The sequence below is a fragment of the Aquimarina sp. U1-2 genome (assembly GCF_017897595.1).
Classification (GTDB): domain Bacteria; phylum Bacteroidota; class Bacteroidia; order Flavobacteriales; family Flavobacteriaceae; genus Aquimarina.
Map to the genome: position 1 here is coordinate 54,981 of NZ_JAGKIK010000003.1, position 21,553 is coordinate 76,533.

General features: G+C 36.3%; 19 protein-coding genes. 8 read left to right on the top strand and 11 right to left on the bottom strand.

The features are described 5' to 3' along the window. Nucleotides 1–22 precede the first annotated feature (22 nt). The 3 genes from paaA to J8281_RS05285 all read right to left on the bottom strand — a co-directional run bounded on the left by paaA (nucleotide 23) and on the right by J8281_RS05285 (nucleotide 2,901). The gene (gene paaA, locus J8281_RS05275) at nucleotides 23–979 is read right to left on the bottom strand and encodes a 1,2-phenylacetyl-CoA epoxidase subunit PaaA (RefSeq protein WP_210196562.1); all 957 of its coding nucleotides are present in this window, start codon (nucleotides 977–979) and stop codon (nucleotides 23–25) included. Nucleotides 980–1,038: 59 nt separating this feature from the next. Continuing rightward, entirely contained in the window at nucleotides 1,039–2,112 is a 1,074-nt protein-coding gene (gene paaE, locus J8281_RS05280; protein ID WP_210196563.1) for a 1,2-phenylacetyl-CoA epoxidase subunit PaaE, read from the bottom strand. A gap of 219 nt (nucleotides 2,113–2,331) precedes the next feature. Next, the gene (locus J8281_RS05285) at nucleotides 2,332–2,901 is read right to left on the bottom strand and encodes a TetR/AcrR family transcriptional regulator (RefSeq protein ID WP_210196564.1); all 570 of its coding nucleotides are present in this window, start codon (nucleotides 2,899–2,901) and stop codon (nucleotides 2,332–2,334) included. Nucleotides 2,902–3,261: 360 nt separating this feature from the next. On the opposite strand from J8281_RS05285, the gene J8281_RS05290 reads away from it, so the two are divergent. After that, the gene (locus tag J8281_RS05290; protein ID WP_210196565.1) at nucleotides 3,262–3,705 is read left to right on the top strand and encodes an META domain-containing protein; all 444 of its coding nucleotides are present in this window, start codon (nucleotides 3,262–3,264) and stop codon (nucleotides 3,703–3,705) included. A gap of 20 nt (nucleotides 3,706–3,725) precedes the next feature. Here J8281_RS05290 and J8281_RS05295 read toward each other — a convergent pair whose 3' ends face one another. Beyond that, nucleotides 3,726–5,390: a T9SS type A sorting domain-containing protein gene (locus J8281_RS05295; protein WP_210196566.1), complete on the bottom strand. Its 1,665-nt coding sequence runs from the start codon at nucleotides 5,388–5,390 to the stop codon at nucleotides 3,726–3,728. Between the two features lie 294 nt (nucleotides 5,391–5,684). On the opposite strand from J8281_RS05295, the gene J8281_RS05300 reads away from it, so the two are divergent. Further along, nucleotides 5,685–7,451, top strand: a complete 1,767-nt coding sequence (locus tag J8281_RS05300; RefSeq protein WP_210196567.1) for an aromatic amino acid hydroxylase — start codon at nucleotides 5,685–5,687, stop codon at nucleotides 7,449–7,451. Here J8281_RS05300 and J8281_RS05305 read toward each other — a convergent pair whose 3' ends face one another. The 3 genes from J8281_RS05305 to alaS form a co-directional block, all read right to left on the bottom strand. After that, entirely contained in the window at nucleotides 7,452–8,405 is a 954-nt protein-coding gene (locus J8281_RS05305; RefSeq protein ID WP_210196568.1) for a GSCFA domain-containing protein, read from the bottom strand. Nucleotides 8,406–8,474: 69 nt separating this feature from the next. Next, on the bottom strand, nucleotides 8,475–8,981 hold the full coding sequence (locus J8281_RS05310; protein ID WP_210196569.1) for a hypothetical protein: 507 nt from the start codon (nucleotides 8,979–8,981) through the stop codon (nucleotides 8,475–8,477). Between the two features lie 15 nt (nucleotides 8,982–8,996). Continuing rightward, nucleotides 8,997–11,627 (bottom strand): alanine--tRNA ligase, encoded by a 2,631-nt coding sequence (gene alaS, locus J8281_RS05315; protein ID WP_210196570.1) that lies wholly within the window; start codon nucleotides 11,625–11,627, stop codon nucleotides 8,997–8,999. A 196-nt stretch (nucleotides 11,628–11,823) separates the two neighbouring features. Between alaS and J8281_RS05320 the strand changes: the two genes are divergently transcribed. The 6 genes from J8281_RS05320 (at nucleotide 11,824) to J8281_RS05345 (ending at nucleotide 16,304) form a co-directional block, all read left to right on the top strand. Further along, a complete protein-coding gene (locus J8281_RS05320; protein ID WP_210196571.1) occupies nucleotides 11,824–12,801 on the top strand; it encodes a M23 family metallopeptidase in 978 nt (325 codons plus the stop codon). A gap of 6 nt (nucleotides 12,802–12,807) precedes the next feature. After that, on the top strand, nucleotides 12,808–13,914 hold the full coding sequence (locus tag J8281_RS05325; RefSeq protein WP_210196572.1) for a CapA family protein: 1,107 nt from the start codon (nucleotides 12,808–12,810) through the stop codon (nucleotides 13,912–13,914). Between the two features lie 2 nt (nucleotides 13,915–13,916). Then, nucleotides 13,917–14,246, top strand: a complete 330-nt coding sequence (locus J8281_RS05330; protein ID WP_210196573.1) for a MerR family transcriptional regulator — start codon at nucleotides 13,917–13,919, stop codon at nucleotides 14,244–14,246. Between the two features lie 124 nt (nucleotides 14,247–14,370). Beyond that, nucleotides 14,371–14,982, top strand: a complete 612-nt coding sequence (locus J8281_RS05335) for a LemA family protein (protein WP_210196574.1) — start codon at nucleotides 14,371–14,373, stop codon at nucleotides 14,980–14,982. Nucleotides 14,983–15,047: 65 nt separating this feature from the next. After that, nucleotides 15,048–15,485 (top strand): TPM domain-containing protein, encoded by a 438-nt coding sequence (locus J8281_RS05340; RefSeq protein WP_210196575.1) that lies wholly within the window; start codon nucleotides 15,048–15,050, stop codon nucleotides 15,483–15,485. Beyond that, nucleotides 15,486–16,304, top strand: coding sequence for a YgcG family protein (locus J8281_RS05345; protein WP_210196576.1), 819 nt, complete (start codon nucleotides 15,486–15,488; stop codon nucleotides 16,302–16,304). Nucleotides 16,305–16,433: 129 nt separating this feature from the next. On the opposite strand, the gene der is transcribed toward J8281_RS05345, so the two are convergent. The 4 genes from der to J8281_RS05365 form a co-directional block, all read right to left on the bottom strand. After that, on the bottom strand, nucleotides 16,434–17,741 hold the full coding sequence (gene der, locus J8281_RS05350; RefSeq protein WP_210196577.1) for a ribosome biogenesis GTPase Der: 1,308 nt from the start codon (nucleotides 17,739–17,741) through the stop codon (nucleotides 16,434–16,436). Between the two features lie 246 nt (nucleotides 17,742–17,987). Next, nucleotides 17,988–19,511, bottom strand: a complete 1,524-nt coding sequence (locus J8281_RS05355; protein ID WP_210196578.1) for a choice-of-anchor I family protein — start codon at nucleotides 19,509–19,511, stop codon at nucleotides 17,988–17,990. A 460-nt stretch (nucleotides 19,512–19,971) separates the two neighbouring features. Next, nucleotides 19,972–20,856 carry a GTPase Era gene (gene era / locus J8281_RS05360; RefSeq protein ID WP_210196579.1) on the bottom strand — a complete coding sequence of 295 codons (885 nt, stop codon included), beginning with the start codon at nucleotides 20,854–20,856 and terminating at the stop codon, nucleotides 19,972–19,974. A gap of 117 nt (nucleotides 20,857–20,973) precedes the next feature. Then, nucleotides 20,974–21,504, bottom strand: coding sequence for a hypothetical protein (locus J8281_RS05365; RefSeq protein WP_246848982.1), 531 nt, complete (start codon nucleotides 21,502–21,504; stop codon nucleotides 20,974–20,976). Nucleotides 21,505–21,553: the final 49 nt, after the last annotated feature.

The following is a 21,553-nucleotide window of genomic DNA, read 5'->3' on the forward strand; positions in this document are numbered from 1 at the left end:
ACGACTTTAGAATTCTGAATTATTACATTGCTTTCTTTAACCCTTTATCTTCTTGTTTTTTGGCATAAGCCATAGCGGCATCTCTAACCCATTCACCGTTTTCCCAGGCATTTACTCGTGCAGATAGTCTTTCTTTATTACAAGGGCCATGACCCTTTACCACTTGCCAGAATTCGTCCCAGTCGATCTCTCCAAAATCATAATGGCCGGTTTCTTCATTCCATTTTAGGTCGGGATCTGGAACTGTTAAGCCAATTAAATCTGCTTGCGGTACCGTTTGGTCAATAAATTGTTGACGCAATTCATCATTGGTTTTACGCTTTAATTTCCACTTCATAGATTGCTCAGTATGTACAGATTCTGCATCTGTAGGTCCCAGCATCATCAAAGACGGCCACCACCATCTATTTAAAGCATCTTGAGCCAATGCTTTTTGCTCAGGTGTACCATTTGCCAAAGTGGTCATAATCTCATATCCTTGACGTTGGTGAAAACTTTCTTCTTTACAAACCCTAATCATTGCTCTGGCGTAGGGACCATAAGATGTGCTGCAAAGCGGCACCTGATTGATAATAGCCGCACCATCGACCAACCACCCAATAGCACCAATATCTGCCCATGTAATTGTGGGATAATTAAAGATGCTAGAATATTTGGCTTTACCCGTATGTAATTGGCCATATAATTCGTCTCGAGAAATTCCAAGAGTCTCACAAGCACTATAGAGGTACAATCCGTGCCCGGCCTCATCCTGCACTTTTGCCAATAAAGCAACTTTTCTTCTTAATGAAGGCGCTCGGGTAATCCAATTGCCTTCTGGCAACATTCCTACGATTTCAGAATGGGCATGCTGTGATATCTGGCGAATATGGGTCTGCCGGTATTTCTCTGGCATCCAATCTTTGGGCTCAATTTTTTCATCTCTAGCAATTTTTTGCTCAAAGAGTTCTTCTAAATTTTTTACATCTTTTTCGCTCATAACAATTGTTTTTTTATTCTGGTTTTGGATTTCAGCCTAGGCAGAAATGACAAACGCTTTTATACATCAAAGTCTACTATCACTTTCTCTGTAGTAGGCACTGCCTGACAGGATAGCACCAATCCTTTAGCTACCTCATCATCTTCTAAAGCATAATTAATCTTCATTTCTACCTCACCTTCTACAACTTTACACTTACAGGTACTACAAACTCCTCCTTTGCAGGCGTAAGGTAAATCTGCTCCCGCAGCCAAGGCTCCATCTAGAACATTATCATAATCGTTATCCATAGCAAAGTGAAATTCTTTTCCGCCATCAATAATAGTTACTTGAGTTCCTTCATATTTGTGTTCTAGTGCTTTTGCCGCCTTTTTATTATCTTTTTCTGTAATTCCTGAAAAGAAAAGCTCATAATGTATTTTATCTTTGGCCAATCCGGCATTAACCAGTTCGTCTCGAATCAAAAATATCATTTCTTCTGGACCACAAATAAAACACTCATCTACTTCAGAAACAGTAATTATTTTATTAGTAAGCTCTTTTATTTTTTCTGAAGTAAATCTTCCGTTTAATAGAGGTATATCTCTTTGTTCTTTAGTTAGAAAATAAAATATTTCAAATCTTCCAAAATACATATTTCTTAATGCCTCTATCTCCTCTTTAAAAATAATCGATTTTACATTTCGATTCAGGTAAAATAATTTGAAAGTACTATGAGGCTCAGCAGCAAGATGTGTTTTTAGAATTGACAATACCGGAGTAATACCACTACCCGCAGCAAAAACAATATATTGCTTAGCTTTTGAAGGGGCTACATCAACAAAAAAATTACCAGACGGCGGCATAACCTCAAGAACATCTCCTGCTCGCAACTGGTTGTTTGCATAATTAGAAAACACACCTTCGGGTATTCTTTTAACGGCGACCTGCCATTTATTCTCAATCGGGCTAGAACAAAGAGAATAGGATCTTCTAACTTCTTTACCTTCAATTATTGCTTTAACGGTAAAGTATTGCCCTTGCTTAAATAAAAATTTTTCTTTAAGCTCTTCAGGAATATCAAAAGTAATTGCCGTACAATCTTTTGTTTCTTTTCGAACATCAGCAACTCGTATGGGATAAAAATCGGTCATAGATTCGTTTTACGTAATAATCGATATGTAAACATCCGACAAAGCACATCAATATCAACTGGTTCTCAACCAGATGCCTCATGGGCTTGTCTTGAGCTTATTTACTATAACGTTATAGTTTAACAAAACTAACAATTGTTAGTTTTAAAAGCAAATTTTTTAATAACTTTTGGATTACAGCTTTTACATATGAGAAACTTTCTATTGAACTGATTTGCATTAAACAATGCCTTTTAATAGCGCTGTTATCATATCGCGCTTTAAAATTTTAGCTTCTATATCGTTTTGTCTAGGATACCATAAGTATAGGGTTCGCAATGTTGAAAGTGTAGAAAATACCATGATTTCGATATTCAAAGGTTGGATATCACCTTGATATACCCCTTTTTTGATGATGCTTCTGAAATTTTCTTCATAATCATGACGCATTTTTTCGAAATATTGAAGATTTTTTTCTTCCAGGTGCATCCAGTCGTTATTAAGCGAAGCTAGTCCATCAGCGTTGCTAAGCGTTACATCAATATGCAATTCAATGATCTGTTCTAACTTTTGAGTGGCTGCAATATCAGAACTCACAATTTGGTTCATTCCGCTAGTAAACTTTTCGGCAAGATCAATAATTATTGTAGACAGTATTTCTTGTTTAGACTGAATGTGATTGTACAAACTTGCTGCTTTTATACCCATAGCTTTGGCTAAATCTCTCATAGTTACAGCACTGTACCCTTTTTCTTTAAAAAGAATGGCAGCAGCATTAATAATTTCTTGTTTTCTACTTACAGTCTTCATGTATAGTTTCTCTTTATCGATCAAAAATAACTATTATCTGGTATATCATATATTTTTTGAATAAAAACGGATAATTCTAATTAAATTATTATTTTCACTATATAGTTTAGTAATACTTATACCAGTTCTATTTTAAAGTGGAAGTGGTATTAGAACTGGTTTATATATTAGAATTCATTATAAAGTTTGAAAATGCGATGAAACCAAGTGTTTTCTAAGTTTCAGCATAACAGTTTACTCTGAACGGAGTCAAAGGGCTACGGTGAAACTTAAAAGTATGACGTAATGCTTGGTTTTAAAATAGTTACGGGTCTTAGTAGATTTCTAATGTATAAAGCGAGTTAAACATTTTTCCATAGTATGAAGATCATATCCATTCTTATGTTTGTACTGGTTTTGTTCTCAAACCCTGCATCATGCAATGACAAAAAGGATAAAGAAAAAAATAATACCGAATCTTTACCGCAAGAAACTCTGAAATCAACATATGATATACTTTATCTCAATGAAACTGATGTTTCTAAAGAAAATCTATACATAACCTTTGATCAAAATAACAATAGGGCCTCTGGATTTTCTGGTTGTAATACGTTTTCGAGTACATATACTACAGATGACACTACGATTTCGTTTAAATTCCCCATAGCAACTAAAATGTATTGTGAAAAAAAAGCAGCTCTAGAACAAGAATTTTTTAAGGTGTTATTAGCTGTTGAAGTCAAAAATATGACGAATGACACACTTGTACTACAAGACAAAAATGGCAAAAATCTATTGCTTGCAACGCAGAGGCAAAAAAATTGATTATTAAAATTCCCGGAGCCTTAAAACCGTTGATTTATGATAACTTTTTTGGTAAAAGAGCTCCCGTTTGAAGTATCAGTGAAATAAATAAAGTACATTCCTGAAGCTCTATCTTTTAAATCTATCGTTTTGTCGTTGCGTAATAATCGACCAGATGTGATTTCTCTACCAGCAATATCGTAAACACTGTAGTCAAGAATCTTATTTGCTCCGTTAGAAATTTCAACCAATGCTTCTGAGACTTTAAAAAAGACTAAAACTTCATCCTCTTCAACAGGTGGAATGCCTCCTCCTGTTATTTCTATAGAAAGCATGTCTAGCGTTTCCTTTCCGGTGTTTGAAGGATCTAACCAATTCGAAAGTCTTGTCGAATCTGTAGTACCAAAATCCCAAGAAACCGCAAATCTACCATAATAATCAGGTAAATTATTGTCATTAGTACCGTTACAAGCTGCGCCTCCACCCGCAAGCTGCCCCACAATTCTTCCATTAGTATCAAAAAGAGCAGAACCCGAAGAACCTCCTTCTGTAACCCCAATGTCCCAATCTTGCACCTCCCAAGAATCTACTGGATCCGGAATGCGACCTATGAGCACTTCTTCTAATTTAGTCAGGGTACTATTTTCTCTGCATACTTTCATGATATCTCCATTAGGGTGATGAATACCCACTGCAAAATTGGGTGTATCGTCAGAATTATCCCAACCAGCCCATTCTAAATCCCAACGCTCATCTAAACCTCCTGTAATCTCTACAAGTTCAAAATCAGACTTAGAATTAGTAGCTAAAACTCTGGCACCGTTAGTAGTTTGATAAAAATTATTTGCCCCGTTACTAATACTGCTATCTGTCGTGGCACAAACAGTATTCACGCTTATCCAATTAAACCGGAAAACCCATCTCGATTCATTTCCAGAGCAGTGTTTTGCAGTTAAAAAATAAGGAGCCTTGTCATTATTTGTATTATTGATGAGTGTTCCCGTACAAAAACCTGAATCATTAACCAGCATAAGCCCTACTGCCTTTTTAAGTTGATCCTTCAATTCGCTGTAATCATCTCCTATAGGGCAATTTACATCGACATTACAATCCCCCGAATCATTTAGCCCTTTTTCTTCTATTTCTTTGGTAGTAAACGTTCTATATCCATGAACTACCTTCGAAATATTTAATTTTCCTTGTCCTTTGACTGCTTTGGGCTCATGATACTCTATCCAAACGTTTTCTCCTTCTACCAGCCATGTTCCTACCATTTCGTCAGGCCCGTTAAAAATATTTGTGTAAGCTCCTAGCAAATCCGATCGATCGTTGTTATACAAATAAATGGTAGCACCTCTAGGGATTTTATAGGTATTGAATACAAAATTTAATGTTTTTGCTCCTTTAGAAATAATGTTAATTCTCCAAATTCTACTTCCATCTGGTAAAACATCCCAGTCTCCCGAATTGTTCAATCCCAAGTTCACCTTATGTTCATATCCAAATCTCCAAGGTTGGGACTTATCAAGATCATTGGCAGCATCCTCTTTTTGAACTTGTTTCAAATTAAAAGGCTTCATTACTACAGGGGTACTGGATTTCTTATAGGCCAACTGCCAACTTTTAGGTACTCCTTTATTAGTAACCTGAGCATGTACTGCGTATACTAAAAAGAATACGATGACTAAAAATTTATATTTTATCATTTCTTTTATTTTCTGAAACCAAATTTATCTAAATATGAATATCCGTAATTTAACCTAAACGGTTTGCGTCAAGCTGAATACTGAAACGAGTTCAGCACAGGCTTGTTTCAGCTTCTCATCTCAATGTACTGAAAATAAACTTAATGAGATCCTGAAATAAATTCAGGATGACTTCTCAGTTAAATTTTAGGTATAATAATAGACAATCAAATATCTAAGTAAAGATACTTCAATATCAAAATAAAACTATTAATTTCCCTTTCGAAATTTTTTAACCAAAATTTGACTTTCAAAATGTCTCTAAATATAGCGTCAAATCCTTTAATCGACAAATTACCTCCTCATTTAAAACAATTTATCAAACCACAAAATTATGAGGAGTACACCCCGGTTGATCAAGCTGTTTGGCGTTATGTAATGAGAAAGAACATCTCTTCATTAACGCAGGTAGCTCATAATTCTTATCTACAAGGACTTAAAAAAACCGGTATTTCTGTAGATTCCATTCCAAGTATGTACGGAATGAATAGAATTTTAAAGGAAATAGGCTGGGCTGCGGTAGCTGTAGACGGTTTTATACCTCCTAATGCATTTATGGAATTTCAGGCATACAATATTTTGGTAATTGCTTCAGACATAAGACAATTAGAGAATATCGAGTATACTCCCGCTCCCGATATTATTCATGAAGCAGCCGGTCACGCTCCTATCATTGCCAATCCTGATTATGCCGAGTATTTACGAAGATTTGGTAAAATAGGATGTAAAGCTATTTCTTCAAAAGAAGATTACAAAATGTATGAAGCGGTACGTACGCTCTCTATTTTGAAAGAGGCTCATGATACCCATCCAGACGAGATCATTCAAGCAGAAGAAAAGATCGAAGTTCTTCAAAACCAAAAGTCTACTCCGTCAGAAATGGCGTTGATACGCAACTTGCACTGGTGGACTGTTGAATACGGACTTGTAGGAACAACCGCCAATCCAAAAATCTATGGTGCAGGGTTATTATCATCGATCGGTGAAAGCGAATGGTGCATGACTGAAAAAGTGAAGAAAATCCCCTATTCGGCGGCAGCGGCATCTCAAGACTTTGATATCACCAAACCTCAACCTCAATTGTTTGTTACTCCCGACTTTGCCTATTTATGCCAGGTATTAGAAGAATTTGCAGATACGATGGCATTACGAAAAGGTGGACATCATGGTCTTGCGAAATTAATTGCCTCTGAAAACCTTGGAACCATAGAATTAAGTACCGGACTTCAAATCTCTGGGGTGTTTACGCGAATGATTAAAAACGAAGATAACGAAGTGATTTATTTTGAAACTTCTGGACCCACTGCCCTATCATTTAGAGAAAAAGAACTTATTGGCCATGGTATCGAGGCTCACCCCAATGGGTTTAGCTCTCCCTTAGGAAAATTGAAGGGAATCAATCTTGCTATTGAAAATATGTCACCGCGAGACCTAAAAGCCTATAATTTTTATGATGGAGAATATATAGAGTTTGAATTTGAAAGTGGAATTACCGTTGCCGGAAATAATATTACAGGTATAAGAAACATTCAGGGAGAACTCATTTTGATTCAGTTTAGTGAATGTACTATAAAATATAAAAATGAATATTTGTTTAAGCCCGAATGGGGTACATTTGATTTTGCAGTAGGTAAAGAAATTGTTTCTGCGTTCTCAGGTCCGGCAGATGATCATTCATTTGATTTGATTACTCATAATACGACTTCGACCGCTACAAAACGAATGTACACCGAAAAAGAATTAGAATTACATTCTTTGTACCAATCAGTAAGAAACATCAGAGATGGCAAAAACACTAAATTCTCTCTTGAAGCTGTTTTTGATATTTTAAAAATGAATCATCTAGATGATTGGTTACTGGCACTCGAAATTTATGAGCTGGTGTTTGATCGGGATAGTACATTTGCAACTCGAATTTTGAATTATTTTGACACCATCAAAACGAAAAAACCAAACATCGCACACTTAATCGATAGCGGATTACAGTTGATCAAAACAAACTTTACCACTACATACGATTGATTACTTTAAAAAAATCATAAATGGATATTCCTGCTGTAGTTGCTTTTGTTTTATCAGAAGTTTTTCCAGAAATGAAGCATATTGCTCACTGTGAGGGTTAAATGGCTTGTGGGTCAACCCTTTTTGTACTTCTTCAACTTTTTTCATTGTTTTAGTAGCACGTTCAGAAATCCAAATTTTACAAAATCGATCCCAAATATATTGAATGGCGAGATCGTTGGGATGAAGCATATCCATACTGTAAAACCTATAATCCCTAAGTTCGTCCATCATGAGTTCGTATGACGGAAAATAAGATAGTTTTGCATTTTTTTCTATACTTTGATGCACTGCCGTAATAAGGTGGGATTTACTTCTGGTATTTTCAATAAAACCATCTTTACTATGTCGTACCGGAGACACCGTAAATGTGATTTGAACTGAAGTGTTTAGACTTTGTATCAATTGCACACAATTTTGAAGATTGTCTGCTATTTCTTCTACAGAGAGTAGCTTTTTATCAAACGCTGCCTGTGGAATTTTATGACAATTAGCCACGATCATATCCAACGATTTAAGGCGGTACACCCACGCAGTTCCCAGGGTAATAAAAATATGGGTTGATTTTAAAATTTGTTGTTTTGCTTTTTGCAGACCTTCATTTAGTCTTGCTATCATTACATCTTCATCAGGGTCACTTATAGACGAGTGCGCGTCAAAACAATGCCATCTTTCATTGTGAAAAAAAATATCGGCATCGGTATACCGCTCATCTTGACTCGCCATCCATAAAAAAGTTTCTATGGCTTTGGGATGGAAGAGAATACCGAAAGGATTACTTAGCGTTTTGAATTTGAAATATTCGAGCTTTTTGTTTATATGTTCTGCAAAGCATGAACCGAGCATTAGTATTTCTGAATTATAATCAATGCTAGGTTTTTGAGTTGATAAAGGTATGCACGTTTGCAAGTTCATAAGTCATTATTTGTAAGCATATTATACCACTACTCCTAACATATAAAAAACGAAAAACTAATAATCCGTTTATAAATTATATGTTTTTTTGAACTTATTAGATTTAATTGTCAGGAAAACGCTATACAACATTCCTCCAATTATCGCTATTTTAAAGAAAATTCCACTATAAATCGAAGTTGGATCTACTAAATACTGTAAAAAATACAGCCCTAACAGAAGAATTAATGGAAAAATGGTAAAAAGCAGTGGACTTTTTTTTACTAAAATTCCAGATAAAATGAATGTTAATGATAAAAAAACATAAATTCCTATTGTAAATATATCATTAAATCCTTGATTAATTGAAATAAGAAGTTTTAGTATTTGAAAGGTCGCTACTATAAAAAGGATGTTTCTAATTCCTTTCAAAGCATTATTAGAATCTATAATTATTCCTTTTTTATTAATAAATCTTCCTATATGAATTGATTTTTCCTTTTCGCTTCCGTTAAACGGAAAGTCGCAAGTTGGACAAATATCTTCGTTACTTGCAACTTCTTTTTTGCAAGCAGGGCATGCTACATGAATACTCATTTGCTTTTTTTAGATTTACACATATTTTTTTGCACTTACCAATGCTTCTTCTATTCCTGCCGGATGCTTACCCCCAGCTGTTGCAAAAAATGGTTGTCCGCCACCGCCACCTTGAATACATTTCCCCAATTCTTTTATAATTTGACTTGCATTCAGTCCTTTGGATTCAACCAAACTTTTAGAAATATAACATGATAATATCGCTTTACCTTGTTGTTCTGATCCTAAAATAATAAATACATTGTCTATTTCTCCACCCAACTCAAAACACACATCTTTGATTCCAGAGGCATCCAGATCCACTTTTTTTGCTAGAAAATGAATTCCATTTTTCTCTTCGAGTGCTGCTTTAAGATCTCCTTTAAGATTCTTGGCTTTAGCTTTAAGCAAAGCTTCGATCTGTTTTTTAAGCGTTGCATTTTCTTCTTGTAGAGATGTAATTGCTTGTATAGGATTTTTTACGTTGTTGAGTGTAGTTTTAACCTGATTAAAAGCATCAGACTGTGTAGTAAAATATTCTTTGGCAGCATCCCCGGTAATTGCTTCTATACGACGTACTCCGGCAGCAATCGCACTTTCTGAAGTAATTTTAAAATGCCAGATATCCCTGGTATTGGGCACATGGGTTCCCCCACACAATTCCATTGATTCACCAAATCGAATGGTACGCACGGCATCGCCATACTTTTCGCCAAAAAGTGCAATTGCACCTTCAGAAATTGCCTGATCATATGCAACATCACGTTTTTCTTGAAGGGGTAAGTACTCTCGAATACGTGCATTTACAAAATCTTCTACTTGCCTAAGTTCTTCCTCAGAAACTTTTGCGTAATGTGAAAAATCAAATCTTAGATTACCACTATGCACCATAGATCCTTTTTGTTCTACGTGTGTTCCCAAAATAGATCGTAAAGCTTGATGCAAAAGATGTGTTGCTGTATGGTTTGATGCTGTTCTGGTACGTTGTTTGCGATCTACAACCGCCGTAAATTCTCCATCTACTTGTTTAGGCAGGCTTTTGGCCAAATGAACAATTAGATTATTTTCTTTTTTCGTGTCTATAATATATACTACATCACCATTTTTATCTTCTAAATACCCTTTATCTCCCACTTGTCCACCACTTTCGGGATAAAAAGGTGTCTTATTAAAAACAAGCTGGTAAAGATTCCCTTCTTTTTTACTATTTATTTTTCGAAAACGATTGATGTTAACTGTTGACGAGAGCTGGTCATATCCAACAAAACCTTCAAGTGTATTATCGTGAACATGTTCCCAATCACCCGTTGAAAGTTGTGATGCAGCTCTGGATCGTTCTTTTTGCTTTTGAAGTTCATTTTCAAAAGCATTTTCATCAAGTGTATACCCTTGTTCACTTGCTATAAGTGTAGTGAGATCTATCGGAAACCCATAGGTATCGTATAATTCAAAAGCTTTTTTACCTGAGACTACTTTCCCTTTGGTGTTTCGTATGACATCATCTAATAGCGTTAATCCCTGATCCAGGGTTCTTAAAAAAGATTGTTCTTCTTCTTTAACGACATTGATGATTAGATTTTTTTGTGCCTTAAGTTCTGGAAATGTAGCACTCATTTGTTCGACCAAGGTATCCACTAATTTATAAATGAAAGGCTCTTTGGTATTTAGAAATGTAAAACCATATCGTATGGCTCTGCGCAAAATTCTTCGAATTACATAGCCTGCACCTGTATTACTGGGCAATTGACCATCGGCAATAGAAAAAGAGACTGCTCGTATATGATCTGCAACAACCCTAATGGCAACACTTACTTTTCCATCTTCATTAGCGGGTAAGCTTTCTTTATCATATGTAGACTTCGTAATAACTTCTATCTCGCGTATCAAAGGTGTAAAAACATCGGTATCATAATTTGACTTTACCCCTTGTAATACCATGCATAAACGCTCGAATCCCATGCCTGTATCCACATGCTGTGCAGGTAATTTTTCTAAAGATCCATTAGCTTTTCTGTTGTATTGCATGAAAACTAGATTCCAGATCTCAACTACTTGTGGATGATCTGCATTGACTAGTTCTCGCCCTGGGATTTTGGCTTTTTCTTTTGAAGATCGAATATCGACATGTATTTCAGAACAGGGTCCGCAAGGACCTTGGTCTCCCATTTCCCAGAAATTATCCTTTTTATTGCCCATAATGATTCTATCTTCCGGAATAATTTCTTTCCACAAATCATAAGCCTCGTTGTCCATCTCAAGACCTTCATCTTTTGCCCCTTCAAAAACAGAAACATACAACATATCTTTATCGATGCCGTATACTTTGGTAAGTAGCTCCCAAGCCCATTGTATGGCCTCCTTTTTGAAATAATCTCCAAAACTCCAATTGCCAAGCATTTCGAACATGGTATGGTGGTAGGTATCCATCCCCACTTCTTCCAAATCGTTGTGCTTACCACTTACTCGTAAACATTTTTGAGTATCGGTAATACGATTGCTTTTGGGGGTACCATTTCCTAGAAAATATTCTTTGAACTGGTTCATCCCTGCATTAGTAAACATTAGGGTAGGATCATCTTTTATGACCATAGGTGCAGAGCGTACCACCTCGTGATTCTTTGATTTAAAAAAGTCTAAAAACGTATTTCTGATTTGACGGGATTTCACTGGTATACTTTATAATTAAATGTATGTTTCGTATGTGCCGATAACAATTTGCATCGCAGCTTTATGTAGGCTATCGTTTCTATATTTGTCAGTTTTTTCTACACTTTGCAACATTTTACTATATTTGTTGCCAGGTCTTGTTTAAAAACAGGACTTTATTTGGTTGATATCCTGCAAAAATAGCATATTTTAAATTATGTCAAAGGTTAAATATTACTATGATAGTGAAACGCTTTCTTACCGCAGAATAGAGCAAAAGAAAGGTCGTAAATTTGGTATTGCAGCCATTGGGATAATCGGTTCATTTTTAGCTGGTTTCATATTGCTTCTCGTTTATCTCAATATCCCGCAATTAGAAACACCTAAAGAAAAAGCGTACAAAAGAGAGCTTGAAAACATGCAGTTGCAATATGATCTTATGAATAAGAGGCTGAAACGTAATGAAGACGTGCTTCAGGAAATTGCAGAGCGGGACGATAATATCTATAGACTTTATTTTGGTGCAAACCCTATACCCGAAGAGCTTAGAAATGCAGGATTTGGAGGTGTGAATCGCTACAAAACCCTTGAAGGTTTCGATAATTCTAAAATGATCATTGAAAGTAGTGAACGAATAGACAAGCTAACCAAACAAATCGTAGTGCAATCAAAATCTCTTGATGAAATTGCTACACTGGCAGAACAGAAAGAAGAACTTCTCGCTACCATCCCTGCGATACAGCCCATACAAAATTCTGATTTAAAAAGAATGGCCTCTGGCTATGGTTGGAGAAGCGATCCATTTACAAAAGCTCGAAAATTTCACTATGGTATGGATTTCTCTGCAGCGACAGGAACCCCCGTCTATGCTACCGGAAATGGTGTAGTTACCAGAGCCGATGCAAATTCGACCGGCTACGGAAGACATGTTCGTATCGATCATGGCTTTAATTACATGAGTTTATACGCACATCTCAGTAAGTATAATGTAAAGAAAGGACAAAAGGTAAAACGTGGCGATGTCATTGGATATGTGGGTAGCACCGGTAGATCTGTAGCTCCTCATCTTCATTATGAAATCTTTAAAGACGGAGAAAAAATCAACCCAAGAAACTTTTACTACGGAAGCTTGACTTCTGAAGAATTTGATCAAATGCTTAAAGCATCTAATTTAGTTAATGAATCATTAGATTAGTGATGTATGCGTAAAATACTTCTTTTGGTTTTCTTTTTTGGCTTCAGTTCTTCTATTTGGGCCCAAAAATTTACAAAAGAAGCCATTGATGCTATGTATGTTGTCGCATTAGGCACCCAACAAAAACTCTCTACACCTTCAATCATCAAAATCATGGCGGTAGGAGATATAATGATGGGAACCAACTTTCCTGATAACAGCTATCTACCCCCTGAGGGAAAGGCTCCTTTTGACGATGTTAACCCTATTCTAACCCAGGCAGATCTTCTTTTTGGAAATCTTGAAGGAACACTTACCGATGAAGGAGAAAACGCTAAGCGCTGCTCTGACCCTTCTAAATGTTATTCTTTTAGGTCTCCTGAAGCCTATGGCAAACACCTTGAAGATAGTGGTTTTGATGTAATGAGTATCGCCAACAACCACATAGGCGATTTTGGTGAGGTGGGTATCAAAAATACCATGAAAACCCTAAAGAAACACAATATTGCCTACGCAGGTGTTTTTGCGCAACCGTATACAATTTTTGAAAAAAATGGAATTACCTATGGGTTCTGTGCTTTTGCTCCTAATAAAGATTGCTTAAAAATTCACAATTTAAGTAAGGCAGCAACTATAGTTACCGAACTTAAAGAAAAAACAGATATTGTTATTGTTTCTTTTCATGGCGGAGCCGAAGGACTTAAGCATACACATGTAACCAGAAAGACAGAGCGTTTTTATGGAGAAGATCGCGGTAATGTGTACCTGTTTGCACACACCGTAATCGATGCAGGTGCTGATGTTGTTCTTGGTCATGGCCCCCATGTTTCTAGAGCTTTTGAGATTTATAAAAATAAATTTATAGCCTATAGCCTCGGCAATTTTTGTACCTATTCGAGATTTAATCTTCGCGGGATTAAAGGATACGCCCCTATAGCAGAAATATCAATTGATCTTGAAGGTAATTTTATTGAAGGTGTGCTACACTCTGCGAAGCAAATCGATGAGATATATCCTTTTATGGATGAAAAAAAAGCGGCTTTACGAGAAATTAAAAAGTTAACTGAAGAGGATTTTCCAGAAAGTAAGCTTATTTTTAAGGACGACGGAAGTTTTTTGCAACAACAAGACTAATTATGTATGTAGACCTGCCAAAAAAAATGTACTATGGTATTGGTGAAGTAGCCGAAGCTTTTGGTGTGAATACATCATTAATTCGTTTTTGGGAAAAAGAATTTGATATTCTGAAGCCGAAAAAAAATGCAAAAGGAAATCGTAAATTTACTCCAGAAGATATTAAAAACTTAGAATTAATCTATCATTTGGTTAAAGAACGAGGCTTTACACTCGAAGGTGCCAAAACCCACCTTAAAGAACAGAAACAAGAAGCTTTAGATAGTTTTGATATTATACGTAAATTAGAATCAATTAAGGGTCAGCTTCTAAAAATTAAAGAGCATCTTTAACTTTTAAAGAATGTTCTAAATTGATAATAAGCTTGGCTAGTAAATTACCGGGGGCAGCGTACCCTTTGATGGTTACCTATAAAATTACAAATTAGGGAAGAGCTATTAACTATAAATAAAATAAATGAAAAAAGGACTTTTTGCAGGCTTGGGATGCCTTGGACTTATTGTAATCATCTTCATCATTGGTGCAATCATGGCCTATAGTTTTAACAATAAAGCCGTCGTACTTCAAGAAGACGCAAAAACAGCTTGGTCAAATGTAGAAAGTGCATACCAAAGGCGAAGTGACCTTATTGGTAACCTTGTTAAAACAGTACAAGGCGCAGCCGATTTTGAGCGTTCTACTTTAAAAGATGTTATCGAAGCCAGAGCAAAAGCAACTTCAGTTACTATAGATCCCAGCAATATTACAGCAGGTCAAATGGCACAATTTCAACAGGCACAAGGGGGATTATCTTCTGCATTGTCCAGGTTATTAGTTACTGTCGAACGTTACCCGGACCTAAAAGCGAATCAGAATTTCTTAAATTTACAAAATCAGCTAGAAGGGACCGAAAATCGGATTAATGTAGAGCGTAATCGATATAACGAGCAGGTGGGTGTATATAATAAACATATCAAAGTGTTACCAAATTCGTTATTTGCAGGTATACTGGGATTTGATGAAATGTCGCGATTTGAAGGTGAAGCTGGTGTCGAAAAAGCACCTGATGTTGATTTTGATTTTAAGTAAACCACCCCTGGGGATATAATATTCTTTAGCAAGACCAACGAAATTTAGAAACTAAACCGCGTTTCATGTCAAAAGTAGAAGATTTTCTAACCGCAGATCAAGAAGAGCAAATCGTCGCAGCGATTCGAAATGCAGAAAAAACGACCTCTGGTGAAATTCGTGTCCATATCGAAAAACACACAGATCTTGATGTATTAGAGCGAACTAAAGAAGTCTTTCATTTTCTTAAAATGGATACTACAGAACAGCATAATGGCGTACTTATTTATGTTGCCATAGATGACCACAAATTTGCAGTTTATGGAGATGAAGGAATTCATAAAATAGTGGGGGATCATTTCTGGCAAAGTACAAAAGATGCTATTTTAGCGCAATTCAAAAAAGGTGATTTTACACAAGGATTGATTGACGGTATTTTAATGGCAGGAGCGCAATTGCAACAATATTTCCCCTGGGATCATACAGATTTAAATGAATTGTCTGATGAAATATCGAAAGGATAAATGATGTCTACAAAAAATAGTTTTGCTACGGTTCTACTTTTCTTTGGTATATTGTATCTCGCCACGAATACAGTATGCGCACAAAGAGCTATCCCTGCGAAACCAAAGGCACAAACATCGGTTTATGATGAAGCCAAAATGCTTTCTACATCTGAAGCGAATATACTCGAAGAAAAACTTGTTCGATACGCTGATACAACTTCTACACAAATCGTGGTCGCCACCATTACTTCATTACAAGGAGAAAATATAGGATTATACGCCGCAGAATGGGCTCATGAATGGGGTATTGGACAAAAAAAAGAGGACAATGGCGTTTTCATCCTGGTATCAAAAGTGGATCGTAAAATTTGGATGACTACAGGTTATGGTGTCGAAGATAAGCTTACTGATTATGTTTCGAAAACTATTGTAGACCAAATTATTACTCCAGAGTTTAAAAAAGGAAATTTTTATACGGGTTTAGATAAAGGAACCACGGCCATTTTTAAGGTTTTAGATGGAACTTTTAAAGGAAAAAGAAAAAAAAATAACAAAAAAGGACTTCCTATCGGGCAATTATTTTTACTATTTATATTTTTTATTATCATAGTAAAAGCATTCTCAAAAAGCAACCATGGTAATGGTGGTAGAGGAAATCGTGGCAACCGATCTCGTGGTGGTAGTTTGCTAGATGCAATCATCTTAAGTAATATGGGTCGTGGCAGCTACGGCGGAGGTAGTTTTGGCGGTGGATCAAGTGGTGGCTTTGGCGGAGGTTTCGGAGGAGGCTTTGGCGGCGGAGGCTTTGGTGGAGGAGGTGCCGGCGGAAGTTGGTAGCTACTATTCTCGACAGGCTCTGTAAACTACCTCGGGGTATTACATCCTTTTGCGGTGCCCATAAAAAGTTAATTATTTTTGATTGAAAGCTTCTTTCTAGAGCAAAGCTCGACCTAACACCTAACAAAACTACTTCTTCCTAAAATATACAGATATCGGGACACCGCGAAAATCAAACTCTTTACGTAACTGATTTTCGATAAAACGTTTGTAGGGATCCCTGATGTACTGAGGGAGATTACAAAAAAAAGCAAATTGCGGTTGTGGTGTAGGCAATTGGGTGATGTACTTAATTTTTACGTATTTTCCTTTGTAGGCAGGAGGCGGATTGTGCTCTATAATTGGTAATAATATATCGTTAAGTTCGCTCGTTTTAATTTTTTTAGACCTGTTTTTATATACTTCTACAGCTGTTTCTATAGCTTTATACAATCGCTGTTTTGTTAGCGCAGAAATAAATACGATAGGTACGTCGGTAAAAGGTGCTATCTCTCTACGAATATATTTTTCGAAATCCTTGAGGGTGTTGCTTTCTTTATTTTCGATAAGATCCCATTTGTTAACCAGAATTACAATTCCCTTCCGGTTGCGCTCTGCCAGCCAAAAGATATTTTGCACCTGGCCGTCAAACCCTCTCGTGGCATCTAACACCAATAAGCAGACATCACAGTGCTCGATAGCTCGAACCGATCGCATAACAGCATAGAATTCTAGGTCTTCTTTTACTTTAGATTTTCTTCGTATTCCTGCCGTATCGACCAAATTAAACTCGAAACCAAAGCGGTTATATTTTGTATCTATAGCATCGCGAGTCGTACCAGCGATATCGGTAACGATATACCGATCCTCGCCAATCAAGGCATTTATAAAAGAAGATTTACCAGCATTGGGTCTGCCAACTACTGCAAATCGAGGTAACTCGTCATCTTCATTTTCTATTTTCTCTGGTAATGCTTTTACCAAAGCATCCAAAAGATCACCTGTACCACTTCCATTGATACTTGCAATAGTATAATACTCTCCAAGCCCCAAACTATAAAATTCAACAGCATCTGCAGCTCTCATGGCATTATCGACCTTATTTACCACCAAAAATACAGGCTTATCTACTTTACGAAGCAACTTTGCAACATCTTCATCCATGCCGGTAACACCAGACGCTACATCGACCATAAAGATTATAGCATCAGCTTCATCTATAGCGAGCTCTACTTGTTTATCAATTTCTGCTTCAAATATATCGTCACTACCTAGCACATACCCACCGGTATCGATTAATGAGAACTCAACACCATTCCAGTCACTTTTTCCATAATGACGATCTCTTGTCACCCCACTTACGGCATCAACAATAGCTTCTCTTCTCTGAATCAAACGATTAAAAAAAGTTGATTTCCCTACATTGGGTCTCCCGACAATTGCTACAATACTGCTCATTAAGATCTATATGCTAAAATGAGTGTAAAATTAGCCTTTTTATTTGAGCAATACCATCAAAACGAAGTAAAAATAAAAAGTCCCAAGGCCAAATAGTTAAGACCTCAGGAACTTTTCATAATTGATAGTCAGTCAGTGAAATAATTACTTAATCAAAGATAGTAAGTATTGCGATTAACTCGGTTACTGTAAAACAACAAATTTTTTATGGAACTATATTAAATATTTGATAATCAATATGTTGATTTATTTTATTTCGTAGATTGCCACCGTGTTAGAGACCTCATGAGTAACCATGATTAGGTGATTTCCTGTCGGACTGTCTTTGGCTTCTATAGCTATCAGACCTTCGGGGGAGATATCTGCATCATCCTGTAACCATTCTAAAAATTCGGGATGATAAGGATTAGAGATATCATAGACCATTATGCCACCGGTTCTTTCTAAACCAACAAACAATAAGGTTTTATCACCCACCCGTAAAGTCTCTACGGCTTCTGGCTCTGCACCCTTATCATCAGATCTGTTATCGGCTTCACTACCTTCATTTGAGTTGAAAGCAGCAGGATTCAACTCAAAAATAGTTTTTCCTATCTGATCGCCACTATCGTAGATCAACGTTCCTGATGTAGACCAAATCGTAAAAGAGCGTCCTCCATAAGCGTAGATAGCATCGTAATCTCCGTCTCCATCAACATCCCCGTTGGCTGTAGTAGTTTTTAATCTGCCCAGATTCTCATCTAACTGTAAGGTTTCCGCATTGGGAAAAATGATAGGATCAAGCAAGAGATCTTTAACTCTAGTTTCTTCTGAAAAACCATCATAGTCACGTGCATCTCCTTCGTTTGCTGTAATTAAGAATTCACCTCCACGTATTTTTGCAAATGTTATAGCATCTGGATGATAGAACCCGAAAACTGGCCAATTTTGAAAATTGCCAACAATACCATCTTCATCACTAGCATCTATTTGGTTATATGCCAATGAATAATCTTTTACGCCTAACCCAAGCACAGTTGTTATCGTTTTAGTATCTAGGTTTACAATGGCAATCCCGTTATTTTCCTGTAGGGTGACATATGCAAATTTTGAGTTTTCAGAAATAGTTACGTATTCTGGTTCTACATCTTGCGCTAAAGACGCATTGGGGCCGAAAACCCTAAAATCATTACCTATGTCGCGACCATTAAATCCTGAAAACCCTAATGTAGATACCTGACCTTGTACGACATCTATAATACCTATTGAACCTTCGGGATCATTTGTATACAGATCATTAGGTTCACCTTCATTGGCAACAACGATGTATTTACCATCTGGGCTAAAAGTCACCATATCTGGTAGTGCACCAACTTCATAACTATTGGTTAACGTTTGTGTTTCGGCATCATACAATGCTATTGTTCCGTTAGCTTGCTTATTTGAAGAGTTTTCTAGTGCTACTGCTACCTTACCTTTATAAACATCAACACTATTAGGAACTCCTGATACTACAATATCTGCTCCTTGTATTGGATTGGAAGGATTCGTCAAATCCCAAACCGAAAGTTCTGTTTCATTTGGGTTGACTATAAAAAGTTTATTGGTTTTGGGGTCGAAGGCAGAGATTTCGGCAAAACCCTCGTCACCAGAACCATTGGTTAAGCTACCTATTTTGCTAAACTGAAGCTCCTCATCTACGCCACCACCAGAGTAGTCGTCTAGATCACAAGACGTAAATATTCCTAAAGTTAAGGTTGTAATAAGAATTGATTTGTTAAAGATTTTCATTAGTACTACTATTTTGTATGAACTGGTTTAAACTTTTTTGATTTAGGCGAAAAATGAAGGTTTTGTGCTTAAATGAAGTGATTTTTTACTTGCATAGCGGCGCTACGGAAGTCAAAAATTATGAAATATAAGGGCAAAACAGCATTTTTTTAGCAAATTGAAAAAAGTTTAAACCAGTTCTATGATTAAATCCACAAATTTTAGTAAACAATGTTTCTTTAACGTTATCCCAAAGATAAATTTAGAATGAACTCATAATCATTCTGCAAATCCTGTAGCAGTATACATTGAATGGTGTCAAATCTTTAACGAACTTTTAAGATTTAGACAATAGCTTACAGTAAACTACCTCGGGGGACAAGCCCAATAGGCATTCGTTGAAAACAATTTTTCAATTTCGAGGCAAGCCTAGGGAGTATTATACCCTTTGGTGGTGCCAATAAAAATAGTATCCGAATTTTTATTGATTGTTATAACCAAAACGTTTCAACTGCCGCTGACTGCTTCTCCAGTTTTTGTTGACTTTTACATACAATTCTATATGAATCTGTTTTCCAAAGAACTTTTCAAGCTCTTTACGGGCTTCGATACCTACTTTTTTAAGCGCCGCGCCTTTATGACCAATAATGATCCCCTTCTGCGAATCTCTCTCTACCATAATTACAGAACGTATTCTAATGATATCATCATCTTCAAAAAACTCTTCAGTTTCAACTTCTACGGCATACGGAATTTCTTTTTTATAATTTGTAAGAATTTTTTCGCGTATGGCTTCGTTTACAAAAAACCGCTCTGGCTTATCTGTTAATTGATCTTTTGGATAAAAAGCTGGAGATTTAGGTAATAGTTCTACCAAACGGCCAAATACTTCTTTTATATTAAAATTTTCTAGCGCAGAGATGGGGTAAACCTCTGCGTTTGGCACTTTTTGAGACCAAAATTGCACCTGTTCTTCTAGATTTTCCTGATTGGATGTGTCAATTTTATTAATTAATAAAAGTACAGGAATGTTGGCATTTTTTATTTTGTTGAAAAAAACTTCATCTTTAAGGGCTCTTTCACCAATTTCGACCATATAAATGAGCACGTCGGCATCTTCGAAAGCAGATTTTACGAAATCCATCATAGATTCTTGTAACTCGTATGCCGGTTTAATAATACCGGGAGTATCAGACAAAATGACCTGAAAATCATCTCCGTTTACGATCCCAAGAATTCTATGTCTTGTTGTTTGCGCTTTGGAGGTGATTATCGATAGCTTTTCTCCAACAAAAGCGTTCATCAATGTCGATTTCCCCACGTTGGGGTTTCCTATGATGTTAACGAAGCCTGCTTTGTGTGTCATACCTCATGGATTTTTAACAAAGGTATAGTAATATGATGTATTTACTGCATCGTAATGCAAAAAAGCAGCAAACTTTAGTAAGTTTGCTGCTCGTTACGATTAAGGAGAATTTAGATACTAAATCCCTAATATTTCTGCATCTACTCGAAACACAGAATACACCTGGATATCATGATTTTGGTTGATCGTCTCGTCTGTGGTTGTGTTTATCCTTAGACTATATGAATCTCTTTTGACATACTCCTTCAGCTCTACCCCCGTAGTTTGAAGATCTAATACGTTGGCATTTGTATTTTCAATATTTTCGGCAAAAGCAAGTTCTTGTTCTTCTAAGCCATCGGCTTTTATAAAAATATGCACTTCTTGTAAAAAGTTAAAATTTCCATCTTCTGGACTTTGAATGGTAAGCCTTAAGGATTTTAGTGTTACACTTTCTATAGCATTACTATTGGTATTGTTATTTTCGAATTCTGACTGAGAATTTGTTGTGATTGATGGAGTACCTATATTATCCGGTATTTCAATTATGGTTGAGGATGGAATAGTAAACTCTGTTGTATCATCTACTTCAAAAACGGTAAGCCTGTTTAATTCGTCTTCACAAGATAAAAAAATGGTAAGTGCACAAATAGCAAATAGTTTTTTCATTATTTATAGTATTTTGGGGTTCATTGGGTAATATAAAAAAATTATTGTA